Source organism: Bacillus arachidis (assembly GCF_030285945.1).
Lineage (GTDB): Bacteria > Bacillota > Bacilli > Bacillales > Bacillaceae_G > Bacillus_A > Bacillus_A arachidis.
In genome coordinates, this window is sequence record NZ_CP127376.1 from 4,585,571 (window position 1) to 4,602,071 (window position 16,501).

General features: G+C 36.9%; 12 protein-coding genes and 2 pseudogenes. 6 read left to right on the top strand and 8 right to left on the bottom strand.

Annotation, left to right across the window (positions count from 1 at the left end; all coding sequences use genetic code 11):
- Positions 1-97: 97 nt before the first annotated feature.
- From QRY57_RS25380 to QRY57_RS25390, 3 genes and pseudogenes are all read right to left on the bottom strand, one after another.
- A pseudogene (locus QRY57_RS25380) lies at positions 98-1,610 on the bottom strand (C40 family peptidase).
- 65 nt (positions 1,611-1,675) lie between these two features.
- Positions 1,676-1,990 carry a winged helix-turn-helix transcriptional regulator gene (locus QRY57_RS25385; RefSeq protein WP_016112543.1) on the bottom strand — a complete coding sequence of 105 codons (315 nt, stop codon included), beginning with the start codon at positions 1,988-1,990 and terminating at the stop codon, positions 1,676-1,678.
- Positions 1,991-2,159: 169 nt separating this feature from the next.
- Positions 2,160-3,002, bottom strand: coding sequence for a DegV family protein (locus tag QRY57_RS25390; RefSeq protein ID WP_286016414.1), 843 nt, complete (start codon positions 3,000-3,002; stop codon positions 2,160-2,162).
- Positions 3,003-3,242: 240 nt separating this feature from the next.
- Here QRY57_RS25390 and QRY57_RS25395 point away from each other — a divergent pair, with 240 nt between their 5' ends.
- Together QRY57_RS25395 and QRY57_RS25400 are read left to right on the top strand one after the other, a co-directional pair.
- Positions 3,243-3,884: a YigZ family protein gene (locus QRY57_RS25395; protein WP_286016415.1), complete on the top strand. Its 642-nt coding sequence runs from the start codon at positions 3,243-3,245 to the stop codon at positions 3,882-3,884.
- Positions 3,885-3,909: 25 nt separating this feature from the next.
- Complete coding sequence (locus QRY57_RS25400) at positions 3,910-5,028, top strand: LCP family protein (RefSeq protein ID WP_286016416.1); 1,119 nt, start codon at positions 3,910-3,912, stop codon at positions 5,026-5,028.
- A 57-nt stretch (positions 5,029-5,085) separates the two neighbouring features.
- Here the strand turns inward: QRY57_RS25400 and wecB are convergent, their stop codons facing one another.
- Both wecB and QRY57_RS25410 read right to left on the bottom strand, forming a co-directional pair.
- On the bottom strand, positions 5,086-6,204 hold the full coding sequence (gene wecB / locus QRY57_RS25405; protein WP_026594032.1) for a non-hydrolyzing UDP-N-acetylglucosamine 2-epimerase: 1,119 nt from the start codon (positions 6,202-6,204) through the stop codon (positions 5,086-5,088).
- Between the two features lie 270 nt (positions 6,205-6,474).
- Positions 6,475-7,800, bottom strand: coding sequence for a UDP-glucose dehydrogenase family protein (locus QRY57_RS25410; RefSeq protein WP_286016417.1), 1,326 nt, complete (start codon positions 7,798-7,800; stop codon positions 6,475-6,477).
- 584 nt (positions 7,801-8,384) lie between these two features.
- On the opposite strand from QRY57_RS25410, the gene tagO reads away from it, so the two are divergent.
- The 3 genes from tagO to QRY57_RS25425 all read left to right on the top strand — a co-directional run bounded on the left by tagO (position 8,385) and on the right by QRY57_RS25425 (position 13,168).
- Positions 8,385-9,458: a UDP-N-acetylglucosamine--undecaprenyl-phosphate N-acetylglucosaminephosphotransferase TagO gene (gene tagO, locus QRY57_RS25415; RefSeq protein WP_026594030.1), complete on the top strand. Its 1,074-nt coding sequence runs from the start codon at positions 8,385-8,387 to the stop codon at positions 9,456-9,458.
- A 192-nt stretch (positions 9,459-9,650) separates the two neighbouring features.
- Entirely contained in the window at positions 9,651-10,388 is a 738-nt protein-coding gene (locus tag QRY57_RS25420; RefSeq protein ID WP_286016418.1) for a polysaccharide deacetylase family protein, read from the top strand.
- A 104-nt stretch (positions 10,389-10,492) separates the two neighbouring features.
- Entirely contained in the window at positions 10,493-13,168 is a 2,676-nt protein-coding gene (locus QRY57_RS25425) for a sigma-54-dependent transcriptional regulator (protein WP_286016419.1), read from the top strand.
- A gap of 43 nt (positions 13,169-13,211) precedes the next feature.
- Here QRY57_RS25425 and QRY57_RS25430 read toward each other — a convergent pair whose 3' ends face one another.
- Positions 13,212-13,637, bottom strand: a complete 426-nt coding sequence (locus tag QRY57_RS25430; RefSeq protein WP_286016420.1) for a CHRD domain-containing protein — start codon at positions 13,635-13,637, stop codon at positions 13,212-13,214.
- Between the two features lie 224 nt (positions 13,638-13,861).
- On the opposite strand from QRY57_RS25430, the gene QRY57_RS25435 reads away from it, so the two are divergent.
- Positions 13,862-15,022, top strand: coding sequence for a chromate transporter (locus QRY57_RS25435; protein ID WP_286016421.1), 1,161 nt, complete (start codon positions 13,862-13,864; stop codon positions 15,020-15,022).
- 35 nt (positions 15,023-15,057) lie between these two features.
- Here the strand turns inward: QRY57_RS25435 and QRY57_RS25440 are convergent.
- Positions 15,058-15,144 (bottom strand): annotated as a pseudogene (locus tag QRY57_RS25440) (chitin disaccharide deacetylase); the annotation flags it as partial.
- Between the two features lie 28 nt (positions 15,145-15,172).
- Positions 15,173-16,498: a 6-phospho-beta-glucosidase gene (locus QRY57_RS25445; protein WP_286016422.1), complete on the bottom strand. Its 1,326-nt coding sequence runs from the start codon at positions 16,496-16,498 to the stop codon at positions 15,173-15,175.
- Positions 16,499-16,501: the final 3 nt, after the last annotated feature.

Genomic DNA, 16,501 nt, shown 5'->3' on the forward strand with positions numbered 1-16,501 from the left:
TTTCTCTCTCTCTCGTAAAAACTCAAAAAAGCCGATAACCTACTTTTAAAATAGTAAGCTATCGACTTTATACACATGTTTTATATGATTCAAAATCCTAGAATCTACCGTAACCTAAGAAATGTTTTTGATTATAGCTGCTGTTAATATCACCGTATGCAATACCTTTATCACTAGCATGAATCATTTGGCCATTACCAACGTAAATACCGATATGAGAAGGGCCTGCTTTATAAGTACCTTGGAAGAATACTAAATCTCCAGGTTGTGGGCTACTTACTTTAGAAACTGAGTTCCAATAACCCGCAACATCTTGACGACCTACACCAAAAATATAAGAAATGAAACCACTGCAATCAAAACCACCATTTGATGGAGATGCACTTCCCCATACATATGGAAGACCAAGGTATTGTTGTGCTTTACCAATTACGCCACCTTTATTTGGTGCTGGTGCTGGTTGAGGTGTTGGCGCTGGCTTTGGAGCTGGTTTATTTTCTTCTTTTTTAGCTTGTCCACCATTATTAGCTGGTGCTGGTGCAGCTTGTTGCGGAGCTGCAGCTTGTTGCGGAGCTGCTTCTTGTGCTGGTGCTTGTTGCTGAGCTTTCTCTGCTTGTTGCTTTGCAGCCTCTTCTTGTGCTGCCTTCTCTTTTGCTTCTTCTTCAGCCATGCGTTGTAATTGTAGCGCTTGTTTTTCAAGATCTTTTAATTGATCTTCTGTGCTTGTCATATTGTTTACAACCGTATCCATTTTACCGCTTAAGTCGTTTACTGCTTCTTGTTTTTTCGCTTTTTCAGTATCAAGATCTTTCTTTACAACTTCAATCTTTGCTTGTGCTTCTTTTAATTCTTTTTGTTTTTCTTTTACCGTTTCAACATCTTTTTTCACAGTTGCTTGCTCTTCTTGTTGTGTTTTCATGATATCTTCATCAGATTCAAGAATTCTAGAAACAGAAGTTAAACGATCTACTAGATCAGCAATGTTTTTAGAGTTTACAACAACCTCTGTTACAACGTTCGTGTTCGGTTGCTCTTGAAGTGCTACTAAACGTTTTCTTAACAAATCTTCACGCTTTGCAATTTTCGTTTGTAATTCTGCAATGTTTTTATTCTTCTTCTCAATTAATGCTTGTGTTTCTTCAACTTTTTTCATTGTTTCATCAAGTTTCGCTGCATTTTCTTGAACAGACTTATCTAAACCTTCAACCGTTTTATTTAAGTCACTCATTTGTTTTTGAAGCTCATCACGTTCTTGTTGTTGTTTATGTAAAGTATCATTTTGTGCGTTAATTTGTGTTTTTACGTCCTCAATCTTTTCTGCGAATACATTTGGTGTTACTACTGAAAACATCATAAATCCTGCAGCCAATGCGCAAGATGCAATTTTTAATTTTTTCATTTTGTTTTTACACCGCTTTCTTTTTTTCTTTTCCGACATATAATCTATTAAAATTTATACCATATTTCGTAAGATTTTTTCTCAATGTTACGCTTTTGTAAAATAAATGTAATATTGCGCTTGTAATTTCCTGACATTCTCCTTCTAATCCTGTATTTTCTTGTAGAATCTTAAGAAAATAACACTGTTTTTTTATACAATTGTCATACATTTGTCATAAAAAAATCACAAGGAAAACTCCTTGTGATTTTTTCTCCCTATCCAGGGATTACTCTATTATTTCACCCATTTTTCAGCCCAGTTTTGGACTTCATTCATAACACTTTCTAATGCTTTTCCTTTGTCTGTTAAACCATATTCGATTCTAACAGGTACCTCTGGATAAACATTCCGAACAACTACCCCTTCACTCTCCAATTCCTTTAAACGTTCTGACAGCATACGATCACTCATATTTGGGATAATATCCGCGATTTCTCTAAATCGTTTCGGTTCTTCTAACAGAGATTTAATAATTAAACCCGTCCACTTTTTACTAAGCAGTGTAAAAGCCGACTCAAACTTTGGACATAAACAAGAATTATGCTCCATATGTTTCACCTCTCCTTTATTATAAAATAGTTTCTTATAAAAAGTAAGCAATAAAACTTTCCTCATTTTAGGTTATGTACCATTTTATCACTTCCAAATATTAACTTGTCAATTCAATGTGGATATCCGTAAAAAAACTCTCTACAAAAAGAGAGCTTTTACATTTCTATTATTTTGTATACCAACCTAGACCTAGTGCTCCCTCTCCTAAATGCGTTCCAATTACAGCACCAAAATAACTGATGCGAATTGTAACATGAGGGTATTTTTCCGCTAATTCTTGCTGCCATTCTTTCGCTTCCTCTTCACGATTTGCATGAATGATAACAGCTTCCATTGGCATACCTTTACTCGCTTGCTCATCAAAGATTTCAACGATACGCTTTAGCGCCTTTTTGCGCGTGCGAATTTTTTCAAACGGAATGATAACTTTATCTCTAAAATATAAAACCGGCTTTACTTGTAATAAGCTACCGATAAATGCTTGTGCGCTATTTAAGCGACCACCACGCTGCAAATGATGCAAGTCATCCACAACAAAATAAGCATCTATAGTTTGTTTCATTTCATCAAATCTAGCTAAAATTTCTGCTGGCATCTTTCCTTCGCTTGCCATTTTTGCACCTTCACGCACATAAAACCCTTGTACTTCACAACTAATTTCAGAATCATACGTATATACGTCTATTCCCTCGACCATTTTCCCAGCTGTCGTTGCTGTTTGATATGTGCCACTAATCCCGCTTGAAAGATGGATACTAATAACCGCATCGTATTCTTTTGATAATTCTTCAAATAGCTCCACAAATTTCCCAATTGCTGGTTGAGAAGTTTTTGGAAGTTCTTCATGTTCACGTACTTTTACATAAAAATCATCCGCTGTAATTTCTGCTTCTTCTTGGTAAGAATTCGTCCCAAAAATTACATCTAATGGGATCATATGTATATTGAGTTCTTCACGAATATGCTTCGGTATATATGCTGTACTATCCGTAACAATAGCTGTTCTCATTTTCGTACCTGCCTTATAAAAAAGTTTTTATTTCCTAATTTTACACGAAAATTGAAAAAGGTGCATTAGTGTATGAAAAATGCTGATTTAAGATTATAATCAACACTAGGGAAATTTACAACAAAAACATTAAATTTATAATAGAATTTGCCACCTTGCTATAAAAAATGTTTGAATCTGAAAACTCCCCATTTTACAATAAAGAGTACTAGTAATTTTGAAAGGTAGGAGCGTATACTATTGCTATTACAATATTTAACAATCAAAGGATACGGTGAACACGAAATTGTCATTCAAAAATCACGTTTCATTTGCTATATAAGCCGAGCGAAAACAGAAAAAGAAGCACAGGAATTTATTCAAAAAATAAAAAAACAACACTGGAACGCGACGCATAACTGTTCAGCCTATTTAATCGGGGAACAAGATCAAATTCAAAAGGCAAATGACGATGGTGAACCAAGCGGTACAGCTGGTGTGCCTATGCTAGAAGTATTGAAAAAACGTGGACTGAAAGATACTGTCGTTGTCGTCACACGATATTTTGGCGGCATTAAACTTGGTGCTGGTGGTTTAATTCGTGCATATGGAAAATGTACAAGTGAAGGACTTAACCATGTAGGTGTTGTTGAACGAAAATTAATGCGGGTTATGAAGACAGAAGTTGAATATACACTACTTGGGAAAATTGAAAATGAATTACGCCACTCGAAATATGTGATTAAAGATATACATTACCTAGAAAATGTGACATTTGACACTTATGTGGAAGAAGATCAAAAACAAACTTTCACAAATTGGATGATTGAATTAACAAATGGGCAATGTACAATACAAGAGGATGACATGCTCTATTTAGAGCATGACGTTGTTCAACAATAACATATTGATTAAAGGGAGATTATGTATGGAAGAGCGTTATCATCATCTCCAGAAGAGAAGAATTAAAAAAAAGCGCAGACGTAGATTTTTCATCTATCTCATTATTATAGGCCTAATTAGTAGTGTAGGACTTTATGTATTTAATTCTTATTCGTCACTTATGGAGATGTATAGTGGTTTTACTCGCGATAAATCAAAATTACGTGCGGTAAATGTAGAAATTACAAAAGAACCTTTCAGCGTCCTGATTATGGGAATTGAAGATTATGCAACAGATGGACAAAATGGACGAACAGATTCTCTTATGTTCGCAACAATTAATCCAAAAACACAAAATGTTTCAATTATGAGTATTCCACGTGACTCACGTGTTACAATTGCTGGAAAAAATAAAAAAGATAAAATTAACGCCGCACATGCTTATGGTGGAGAAAAAATGGCATTAGAAACCGTAGAAGGTTTTTTAGGCGTGCCTGTTGACCATTATGTTAAAATTGATTTCAAAGGCTTTAAAGGAATTGTTGATGCTGTTGGCGGTATTACAGTCGATGTTCCGTTCGATTTCGAGGAACGATCTGATATAGATTACTACAAGCTAATTCAATTTAAACAAGGAAAGCAAGAATTAAATGGTGAAGAAGCGCTCGCTTATGTCCGAATGCGGAAACAAGATCCGAACGGAGACCACGGCCGTGCTGATAGACAACGACAAGTACTTGCTGCGGTTGCTAGTAAGCTAAATTCCACTTCCACCGTCTTTAAGATTAAAGAATTAGCAGAGGTTGTTGGAAAATATATAAAAACTGATATACCTGTATCTGACGGTCTTGCCCTATACACTAAGTTATCTGGATTCGATCCTTCTAACATACAGACGATTCAATTAAAAGGTGAAGATAAAAAACTAAACGATATTTATTACTTTATTCCAGATGAAGTAGGCTTACAAGATGTTCGTAATACAATTTTAGCAAACTTGGGTAAAGAAAAAATAAACACGAATTCAACAACCAATAATGATTCTGGTTCTAGTTCTAATTCTGGTTCTAATACAAATTCATCAAATTCCTCTACTAAGACGAAAACAGAGGAACCTCCATCTACGAATGCGAATGCGGAATGGTTAATGCGCAATCATCAGTAGAGCATAAAAAAAGAGACTTTTCCTATACTAATAAAAATAGGAAAAGTCTCTTTTTACTTACTTTTGATTAAAGTATTGTAAAATCGCTTCTACAATACGCTCTGAAGCAAGGCCATCACCGTAAGGATTAGACGCTTGTGCCATTTTATTATGTGCTTCTTCGTTAGATAACAAGTCATCCGCAAGCGTGAAAATCGTCTCTTCATCTGTACCCGCTAATTTTAATGTACCTGCTTCAATGCCTTCTGGACGTTCTGTCGTATCACGAAGAACAAGAACCGGCACCCCAAGGGAAGGCGCTTCCTCTTGCACACCACCAGAGTCTGTTAATATTAAGTATGAACGTGCTGCAACGTTATGGAAATCAATTACATCTAGTGGTTCAATTAAGTGAATACGATTATGATCTCCCAAAATATCATTCGCTGTTTCACGCACAACAGGGTTCATATGTACTGGATATACAACTTGTACATCTTCATACTTGTCAACAAGGCGTTTAATTGCACGGAACATATTACGCATTGGTTCCCCTAAATTTTCACGGCGATGCGCTGTCATAAGTACAAGTCGGTCATTTCCAAGCTTCTCAAGTACTGGATGACTATATTCTTCTTTTACTGTCGTTTTTAGCGCATCAATTGCTGTATTTCCTGTTACGAAAATACGTGCTTCATCTTTATTCTCTTGTTGCAAGTTCGTTGCTGATTTTGCTGTAGGAGAGAAATGAAGATCTGCCATTACACCTGTTAATTGACGGTTCATTTCTTCCGGGTATGGAGAATATTTATCCCATGTGCGAAGTCCAGCTTCAACATGACCGATTGGAATTTGATTATAGAAAGCAGCAAGACTTGCAATAAAAGTAGTTGTTGTATCACCATGTACAAGAACGATATGCGGCTTTGCTTCCTTCATTACTTTATCTAAACCCTCTAAACCACGTGTTGTAATATCAATTAATGTTTGACGGTCTTTCATGATATTCAAATCAAAATCTGGTTTAATACCGAAAATATCCAATACTTGATCTAGCATTTGGCGATGTTGCGCTGTCACTGTCACAATTGATTCAATTTGCTCAGGATGTTTTTGCAATTCTAATACAAGAGGTGCCATTTTAATCGCTTCCGGACGTGTTCCAAAAATTGTCATCACTTTTAAACGTTTAGTCATTTCACTGCCTCTTTTCTTTCACTAATTACAATCTACGAAAAGCTAACATAAAATCTCTCCTTTTGAGTGGGAGAGCGCGTCCAGCTATGCATAGAAACGGTCAAATCTTCTTTTAGCTCCACGCAAAGTAAAACAAAAGGAGAAAACGAGCGAAGATCTCCTTTTATTTTCATAGCCGCTATCTAGATACAGCTTCTCAACATGGATTTCTATAGTATTGTTACACCCACCATTATATAGGAGAGTATACAAGGACAAAAGAGAACCTTCTTAATAGACCGTAGAAACTTTCCTATTACAAATACTTTTTCTGCCAACAGAATAGTAATCCATTCTATGCTTTTCAACATCTTTCCCAGTATAACAATTTCTACCATCAAATAAAATAGGTTCACGCATAAGCTTCACATACTTCTCTAATGGATACGTTCGTATGCATTCCCATTCGGTTACAATAAACGCTGCATCTCCTTCTGTAATTGCCTCATCTAAATTGGTTGTATATTTTATTTCGTCTCCAAACAACTGTTGTACATGCAATAGAGCTTGCGGGTCATATACAATTACATTTGCTCCCATCTCTAATAACTCTTTTATAATGAGAAGAGACGGCGCTTCCCTAATATCATCTGTATTTGGCTTAAAGGCCACTCCTAACACCGCAACCTTCTTTCCCCTCATGTTCATTACACTTCTAGCTTTCCGAACAAGCAACATCTGTTGTTTATTATTCACTTCAATTACCGCTTTGAGTAGCCTAAAATCATGCGCAACATTACCTGCGATTTGAACGAGAGCATCCGTATCTTTTGGGAAACATGAACCTCCATAACCGATACCTGCCTGTAAGAAATGTGGACCGATTCGTCGATCTATTCCCATGCCACCTGCTACTTCTAACACATCTGCGCCCACTTTTTCACATATATTAGAAATTTCATTGATGAAGCTAATTTTCGTAGCTAAAAACGCATTGGAGGCATATTTAATCATCTCAGCACTGCGGGTATCTGTAACAAACGTTTCCATTCGTAGCTTGCTGTATAACCCCTCTACTTTCTGTGCGATTTCTTCTGTTTCGGCTCCTATGACAATGCGATCACCATGGAAAAAGTCATGTATACCCGACCCTTCACGTAAAAACTCTGGATTGGATACCATATGTATGATATGCCGTCCTTGTAACTTCTCCTGAATCCATTCCTTCATTTGATCGTTCGTACCTACAGGAACCGTACTTTTGGTAACCACAATTACATCTGAATTTGCATATATCCCAATTTCATAACAACTATTACGAATATATGTTAAATCTGCTGTCCCATCCAGTAAAGAAGGTGTTCCCACTGCTACAAATATAAAATCTACATGTTTAAATGCCTCTGCTTGACTTGATGTAAATACTAGCCTTTTTTCTTGGACAGCTGCATTGACTAATTGTCCTAAACCTGGTTCATAAATTGGCATTTCCCCTTGCTTCATTCGTGCTATTTTTCCTTGATCTATATCAAAACAAGTAACTGAATGACCTAATGTGGCTAATCCTACTCCAGTAATTAATCCAACATATCCAGTACCTATCACTGTAATTTTCATTAGATGTTCCGCACACACTACCTAACATTATATTTTAGGTATTTTTGTGCTTCCCCCTTTCATACGAAGAATGAATATAGGACAATACCTTTAAGGGTTTCTTTTCCTCTGTATTAAGACATGGAATATACAGAAGAGATAACATGCATCTCTCACCCCTTATTATATGAGACGTCTTCTCTTTCATTTTTTAAGATTTTGTAAAATACCATCATTACATTTGAACATATTTCTTTACAAACCGTTCCATTATCAACACATTGAACAGTTCCATATTTTAACACGAAACGTACATGTTTGAACGTGCAACACTTATAGTAAAGAGATTCATTATCGGCCACATCGTATCGTATGTAAATGTTATAAGCTATACTAAATGATACGATATATTGTAACCTTCTTGTGGGACATTATATTTATCATAAATTTGTCATATTTTTATCTGTTTCCAATTACGTTGAACGAGAAAAAAGATTGAATTCTAATCTTTTTGTGATACCATATGTTATGAGCCTGCAAATAAACATCTTAATTTTCAGATAATTATTGAAAAACTACGTTAAAATATAAAAGGTGGGGTATTAATGGACTCACAAGTGATTTATGCAGTTTTGGCATCTTTCATTACCGTATTAGTCGTTACTCCTTTCGTCATCAAATTAGCATTTAAGATCGGAGCAACTGATAAGCCAAACGCACGTAAAGTACACCAAAAAATTATGCCTCGCCTAGGTGGACTGGCAATTTTCATTGGTGTAGCTGTAGGATTCATTGTTAGTGGATTATATGAACAAAGAATGCTATCCATTAGTTTAGGGGCTGTCATCATTGTCATTATCGGTATTTTAGATGACATGTATGAATTATCGGCAAAAGTAAAGTTCGGTGGACAACTAGTAGTTGCCGCATTCATTGTAAAAAGTGGATTATTAGTTCAGGTGTTATACATTCCATTCCTAGGAGATACTGAGCTTGGTCTACTTGCATATCCAATTACAATATTCTGGATTGTCGGTATTACAAACGCCATTAACTTAATTGATGGATTAGATGGATTATCCGCTGGTATTTCATCCATCGTTCTTGCAACGTTAGCATATATGGCCTTTACTAGTCCGATTGGTACTGGTGCTGTCATTATTCTACCATTAGCACTTATTGCACTTGCAAGTACACTTGGGTTTTTATTCTATAACTTCCATCCAGCAAAAATTTTCATGGGAGATACAGGTGCACTGTTTTTAGGATACTGTATTTCCGTTATATCCTTACTTGGATTGTACAAAAGCGTAACGTTATTCAGCTTCGTTGTTCCAATTATTATTTTAGGTGTACCAGTGTTCGATACAACCTTTGCAATTATTCGACGTGTTGTAAACAAAAAGCCAATTTCTGCACCAGATAAATCACATTTACATCATCGGCTGTTAGCAATGGGCTTCTCTCATCGTACAACGGTACTTATCATTTATGCATTCGGCATTTTCTTTAGCGTAAATGCAATTATATTCACTAGCGCAACATTATGGTTATCCATTATCCTTCTGTTCGCTTTAATCTTCTTTACTGAACTCATAGCAGAAGTAATTGGTCTTGTGCACGAACGTTATAAACCAATTATTTCCTTCTATAAAAAAGTAAAAAAACGCGAAGACTAATTATAGTATCGTCTTTACTAGCAAAGAATATTCAAATAGCACTCTTTCTTTTTAAGAAAGAGTGCTATTTTTATTTCCAAAATATAGTTTGTTTGAGAGTTCTTCTATTGGAGAAAGATATACATATAAAGGGAATCATGAGAATATAATCTTAATTCCTTCTTCATGACTGTTAGATTGAGGGTGAGTATAATGATAAAGCAAATGTTTCTATGTATTATTATATTTTTGAGTATTACTACATGTTCGATATCTTATACTGAAGCAGCCGCTAACTCCCCACTTATACATCAATCTCCGGCTCAGGACACGGCTCTTCCGTCCAAAATTGCATACTTAACATTTGATGATGGGCCAAACAAGTACACATCACAAATTTTAAACATCTTAAAACAAAAACAAGGAAAAGCAACCTTCTTTGTAATTGGTAGCAAGGCTTCACATTACCCCCAAATAATGAAACGTTTCATACAAGAAGGTCATTATATCGGTCTTCATAGCATGTCCCATGACGTAAAACGTCTATATACTGGTGATCCATCCACTTTAATTAATGAAATGGAACAGACCCGCTCAATTGTCCGTCGCACCGCAAATTTGGATACACACCTTGTTCGCGTTCCATATGGTAGTATGCCTTATTTAAAAAAGAATTATCGTGATGCGCTTGTTTCTGCTCAGTACAAAATGTGGGATTGGACAATCGATACATATGACTGGAAAAGTTATCATAATCCTTCGGCTGTACTAGAGCGTGTTATGAACCAAAATGATGAACAAGTTGAAGTTATTTTAATGCATGATTCTAGCGTTACCGTACAAATTCTTCCAAAGGTAATTGATTACCTCAAAGCAAAAGGGTACACACTTCTTCCTTATAATCCTTCCTCACATTTAGAAGTTAACTTTTGGAAGGACACAAGATTGTAACAGCTTTAGTATATATACTAGGGCTGTTTCGTCTTTTTCTCTTCCCACACTTCCTATTTTTGTGTAAAATTTTAAATAGTGACGAAGTTTCGAGGTGAAGAAAAATGAAACGAATGGACCTCATTTATAATGTAATAAAGAAGGGGAATTACTCAGAAGGTGTAACAGCATCTGAACTCGCTACCCTTCTACAGCTAGACCGTGCAAATGTAAGCAGCGATTTAAATAAACTGGTGAAAGAGGGTCGTTTATCTAAAACAGGGACACGCCCTGTCCGTTTTTATTTAGGAGTTAACTCTCATATGGAAACGCATTCAGAGAATGACACTTCACTCGATACCTTTGCAAAAGAGAACACAAGCCTCAAAATTGCGATTGAAAAAGCAAAGGCCGCTGTACTCTATCCGCCAAATGGTATGCATACATTACTACTTGGAGAAACAGGTGTCGGGAAATCTATGTTTGCCTCATTAATGCATGAATACGCAATTGAAGTTAATCGGCTCCCAAAAGATGCACCGTTTATCGTCTTTAACTGTGCGGATTACGCAAATAATCCACAGCTCTTACTTGGGCAGCTTTTCGGGATAAAGAGAGGTGCTTACACTGGTGCAAGTGACCAAAAGGGATTAATTGAAAAAGCTCATGAAGGCATTCTCTTTCTAGATGAAGTACACCGCCTTCCGCCAGAAGGACAAGAAATGCTATTCACATTTATTGACCGGGGTGTGTATCGTCGCCTTGGAGAAACAGAGAACGAGCGCCGGGCACAAGTATTAATTATTACCGCAACAACAGAAGAACCAAACTCGTTTTTACTGAAAACATTTACACGACGAATTCCAATGACCGTAACGCTTCCATCACTTCGTGAACGAACACATCAGGAACGCTTTTCACTATTGCAGCTCTTTTTTACAAATGAAGCGATTCGCCTACGAAAAGAAATTCATGTCAGCCCAAATACAATGCGCGCATTCGTCTTTTATCAATGTCCAAACAATATCGGACAATTAAAAACCGATGTACAAATCGCCTGCGCAAAAGCCTATTCTGATTTCGTAACAAAAAAGAGAGATTCTGTACGTGTTTCTAGCACTGACTTACCATGGTACATGAAGGAAGGCTTATTTATCGAAAGAAAAAGTCGCCATCTGTATCAAGTACCAAACGAAACTTTTGTGTTTACGAGTGACGAAGGATGGAGTAGACATAAAATAGAAGATACACGCTCTTCCATTTATGATTACATCGATCATAAATATGAAGAACTCCAAGCACGCGGGATTGAAGAAGAAGAATTAGAATTATTAATAGACAATGATATCCAAAGCTTTTTCGTTCATTATTTTAATCAAATGTCCAAAAAGACAAATCATGAAAACGTCTTTAAAATCGTCGATCGTAATATTGTTTCTGTTTGCGAAAAAATCGCTGAACTAGCAGAAAAACATTTATCTAAGACATTCGATGAAAAAGTCTTTCTCGCTTTAAGTTTACATGTACAGACAACTTTACAACGTTTACAAGGCGGGAAACAAATTCATCACCCACAGCTGAATCAAATTCGTACGAAATATAAAGAAGCTTTCTCCGTTGCCATGCACTGTATCCAGCTGTTAGAAGAAGAATTACAAATAACGATGCCGATTGATGAAGCTGGATTCTTAACGATGTTTTTTGTTGTTGATCCCATCCCAGCTTCCCAAATAGAAGTAAAAGTATTAATTTTGGCTCATGGCAATGGTATCGCAACGGAAATGGCAAATGTATCCAATGAACTTCTCGGTATCGATGAAGTAACAGGAATTGATATGCCCCTTCATGAATCGCCGAAAGATTTCTTAGAACGAGTAAAAATGTACATGAAAACACTAGGACATATAAATGGACTTCTCTTACTTGTCGATATGGGTTCACTTGCTTATATCGGAGATATACTAGAGACGGAATTCCATATCCCTGTACGCGTTCTCTCGATGACAAGTACGCCGCACGTACTCGAAGCAGCGCGAAAAGCTCAGCTCGGTTACTCATTAGATGCGTTATATGAAACCGTGAAAAATTTAACACCGTTTTACTTGAACGTACAAGAAGAAAAGAAAAAGCCACTCGCTCCAATGAAATCAGTCATTTTAACAGCTTGTTTAACAGGAGAAGGAAGCGCACTGGCCATTCAAAAAATGCTTGAAAACTATTTGCGATTCGATAAGGATTTAATAGAAATTATTCCGATTAGTATCGTTCATGAAAAAGATTTAACAAAAATGATCGAAAATATAAAGAAAGAACGCAATATGATTTGTATTGTTACAAACTTTGATGTACAAGTACCATGTTTAACTTATCATTTCCAAGATATTATAAACCACAAAGCCATTCAACCGATTCAAGAATTAATTACGTATGAAGAAACATATGCAAAAATGGCTGATATTCTCGGGCAACAAATGCAACGCGAAGATGGAGCACTGATGATTAAAACAATACGGTACGCGCTCAATACAATTCAAGAGCTCATCTCTTTACAGTTAAACTCTGATAGTTTAATGGGAGTTATTTTGCATATGAGCTGTATGATTGATCGGCTGCAAAAGGAAGAAAAACTCCTCCCTTACCCTGACAAAGAAGCACGTAGACAAGATGAATACTGGATGTATATGAAAGTAAAAAAAGCGCTGCAACCGATTGAAAATACGTTTGACGTACAAATTCCAGATGATGAAGTATTTTATGTAATGGACTTCTTCATAAAGAATCAACCAGAAAAAAAAGAATAAAGTAAATATGCCCATGAATGTTAACATTCATGGGCATATTTACTTAACGGCTTATCGATCGGCTATACCCCTTTATCTTTCCACGTATTTCTCCTCTTGCATGTGCTCTTGTATGAACATTTACATATGCATTCATTTCTTCAATTGCCTGCACAAGATTTTCGAACGTCTTCCCTTGCAAAGGCCCTTCTAAATCTTCAGTGGACACCATACCTGTTACCGTTCCTTCATTTACACTAATTCCATGCTTCACAGGTCCATATAAAAACATTACCACTGGTCCTGTCTGATTCCCTTTGCCTAAGTGAATTTGGCAAGATGTTATCTTCTCAATATTCTTCAATATGATCCTATAATGTAGTTTTGTACAATTGCTATTGAAAATAAGTTCAGCTACCCCATAAGCCTTTGTTTCTACAGGAGGTAATTCATTACCACCTTTTAGCTTAGCAACAAAATGTTTTGTCATACGAGCAACATTCTCCTTATATAAATTTCAATTTGAATAGCTGGCATCTCTTTAACTAATTTATTGCTGGGACACGATTAATTATGACTTTTTCAGAGGCGCTTTTTCATGAGGATTATTCCACTCAAGAAATCTTTACAAAAACATTACATCATAGCCATTCCCTTTGCTTAGGTCCTCCTTGTATAATGCACATAGACTTTAAATTTCTTTAGGAGGCCACCTTGAAAACGATAATAGAAATCTTTCTCGTATCACTTAAACTAGGTCTTACCTCTTTCGGAGGTCCTGTAGCTCATCTTGGGTACTTCCATCACGAATACGTACAAAAGCGAAAATGGATGGATGAGCGAAGCTATGGCGATTTAGTAGCACTCTGTCAATTCCTTCCTGGCCCTGCAAGCAGTCAAGTTGGAATTGGCATCGGTTTATCACGCGGAGGACTCCTTGGAGCTATAGCCGCTTGGACTGGATTTACACTCCCATCCGTTCTTGTTCTTGTCTTTTTCGCTTCACTGCTCCAGCAATTTCATGTGACGGACGCTGGCTGGATTCATGGTTTAAAGCTTGTAGCAGTAGCAATTGTCGCCCATGCAATATGGGGAATGACTCAGAAATTAACACCGGATCGAAACCGAGCAACCATTGCAATCATCACTGCTGCAATCGCATTATTATTTCCAAGTACTTGGACACAAGTTGCACTTATTCTACTTGCTGGTTTTATCGGTTGGCTCTTATATCGTAAGTATGAAATTCCACCTGCTAGCAAAATACATATTCCTATTTCACGTATAACAGCCATCTTGTGCCTTTTACTATTCCTTAGTTTATTATTCTTGTTACCCATCTTACGACCATTTTCACACTGGATTGCCATGTTTGATAGTTTCTATCGCTCCGGCTCACTCGTGTTTGGCGGGGGACATGTCGTTCTTCCTCTTCTTGAAAATGAATTTGTACTAAATGGCATGGTGACAAAAGAACAGTTTCTAGCAGGATACGGTCTAACACAAGCCGTTCCAGGTCCTCTTTTTACATTTGCATCTTACATAGGAGCTGTGCTGGATGGAACGCTAGGAGCCATTCTTGCAACAATTGCTATCTTTCTTCCTGCATTCTTGCTTGTCATTGGTGTACTGCCATTTTGGGATCAAGTTAGACGCTTGTCTTATGTACAAGGCGCACTCCTTGGTATTAATGCTGCTGTTGTTGGCATTTTACTAGCTGCTTTTTACAATCCAATTTGGACAAGCTCCATCATAAGTACGCCTGACTTTGTCATCGCCTCTCTCCTATTTTGTCTATTAGCATTTTGGAAAGCACCACCATGGATCATAGTTGTTCTTGGCGCCGTTAGTGGCTATATTCTTTCTATTATCTAGCCATACAAAAAGACGGTCTTAATAAACCGTCTTTTTTAAAATCTCACAAGTTCTATCCCCTCTGGCAACTCGCTTTCCGTTAAAACCCGTAGTTCCTTCACGCGTTCCATTACATAAAATGAAAAAAGCGTGCCTTGTCAGCGCCGCTTTTTATTTCTCTACTTTTGTGAAGAACTGCGGAAGATAGTCTTTATGTGCTTCCAACATTTCATCTAAAATTTGTTTTGCTACTTTATCTGATGGTACAAGTGGATTAATTGTCATAGCTAGCAGCGCTTTATGATAATCCCCTGTAACAGCAGCTTCAATTGATGTGCGCTCGAATGATTTGATTTGCTGAACTAAACCGCGAACAGAAACCGGTAAGTCTCCTACCACAATCGGCTTCGGACCATCTTTTGTAATGATACAGTTCACTTCAACAGCTGAATCATGTGGCAAGCTTGCAATTGTACCGTTGTTTCTTGTATTAACAGGTTGAATATCACCTTTATTATTATAAATGGATGTAATTAAGCTACATGCTGCATCACTGTAATACGCCCCTCCGCGTTTTTCTAACTGCGGTGGCTTAATATCTAAATTCGGATCTTTATATAACTCGAATAGATCGTCTTCTAATTGTTTCACCACTTCTGCACGTGTTCCTTTTTTAATAGAAGCTTGTTTTTCTTCTTCTAGCATTTCACGTGTTTTATAATAGTAACGATGGTATGGACATGGAATTGCACGCAGAGCGCGGATGAACTCTGGCTCCCAATCTAGCGCAGCGATGTTTTCCATCGTAATTTGCTTTTCTGGGTCTGTTACAAGTTCTATTACTTGATCCATCACACTTACTCCATCTAAATACACATTTAATCCGTAGACCATATGATTTAAGCCGGCAAAGTCAACATGAACGCGGCTTGCATCTACTTCAAGCAACCTTGCAAGCCCCATACGAATACCAATTGGAACATTACATAATCCCACTACTTTTTGAATGCTTGTATAACGAAGTACAGCCTCTGTTACCATGCCAGCTGGATTTGTGAAATTAATGAGCCAAGCATCTGGACAAAGCTCTTCCATGTCTTTACAAATATCTAAAATAACCGGAATCGTTCTTAATGCTTTGAATAATCCACCAGGACCATTCGTTTCTTGACCGATTACATCATATTTTAATGGAATCGCTTCATCTTTCGCACGTGCCTCTAATAAACCAACGCGAAACTGTGTTGTTACAAAGTCAGCATCCTTAAGTGCAGCGCGGCGATCAAGTGTTAAGTGAATATCAATTGGTAAACCAGCTTTTTTCACCATGCGTTTCGCTAAATTCCCAACGATCTCTAACTTTTCTTTTCCTTCTTCAATATCAACGAGCCAAATTTCACGAACTGGAAGCTCATCATAGCGCTTAATAAATCCTTCAATTAACTCTGGTGTATAACTAGATCCACTGCCGATTGTAGCAATTTTAATTCCGCTCATACC

Bases quoted from the DNA above. Each gene is read 5' to 3' on its own strand.
- QRY57_RS25445 (WP_286016422.1), bottom strand. From the start codon at position 16,498: ATGAGCGGAATTAAAATTGCTACAATCGGCAGTGGATCTAGTTATACA.
- QRY57_RS25390 (WP_286016414.1), bottom strand. From the start codon at position 3,002: ATGAGAACAGCTATTGTTACGGATAGTACAGCATATATACCGAAGCAT.
- QRY57_RS25385 (WP_016112543.1), bottom strand. From the start codon at position 1,990: ATGGAGCATAATTCTTGTTTATGTCCAAAGTTTGAGTCGGCTTTTACA.
- QRY57_RS25410 (WP_286016417.1), bottom strand. From the start codon at position 7,800: ATGAAAATTACAGTGATAGGTACTGGATATGTTGGATTAATTACTGGA.
- tagO (WP_026594030.1), top strand. From the start codon at position 8,385: ATGGACTCACAAGTGATTTATGCAGTTTTGGCATCTTTCATTACCGTA.
- QRY57_RS25430 (WP_286016420.1), bottom strand. From the start codon at position 13,637: ATGACAAAACATTTTGTTGCTAAGCTAAAAGGTGGTAATGAATTACCT.
- wecB (WP_026594032.1), bottom strand. From the start codon at position 6,204: ATGACTAAACGTTTAAAAGTGATGACAATTTTTGGAACACGTCCGGAA.
- QRY57_RS25420 (WP_286016418.1), top strand. From the start codon at position 9,651: ATGATAAAGCAAATGTTTCTATGTATTATTATATTTTTGAGTATTACT.
- QRY57_RS25400 (WP_286016416.1), top strand. From the start codon at position 3,910: ATGGAAGAGCGTTATCATCATCTCCAGAAGAGAAGAATTAAAAAAAAG.
- QRY57_RS25425 (WP_286016419.1), top strand. From the start codon at position 10,493: ATGAAACGAATGGACCTCATTTATAATGTAATAAAGAAGGGGAATTAC.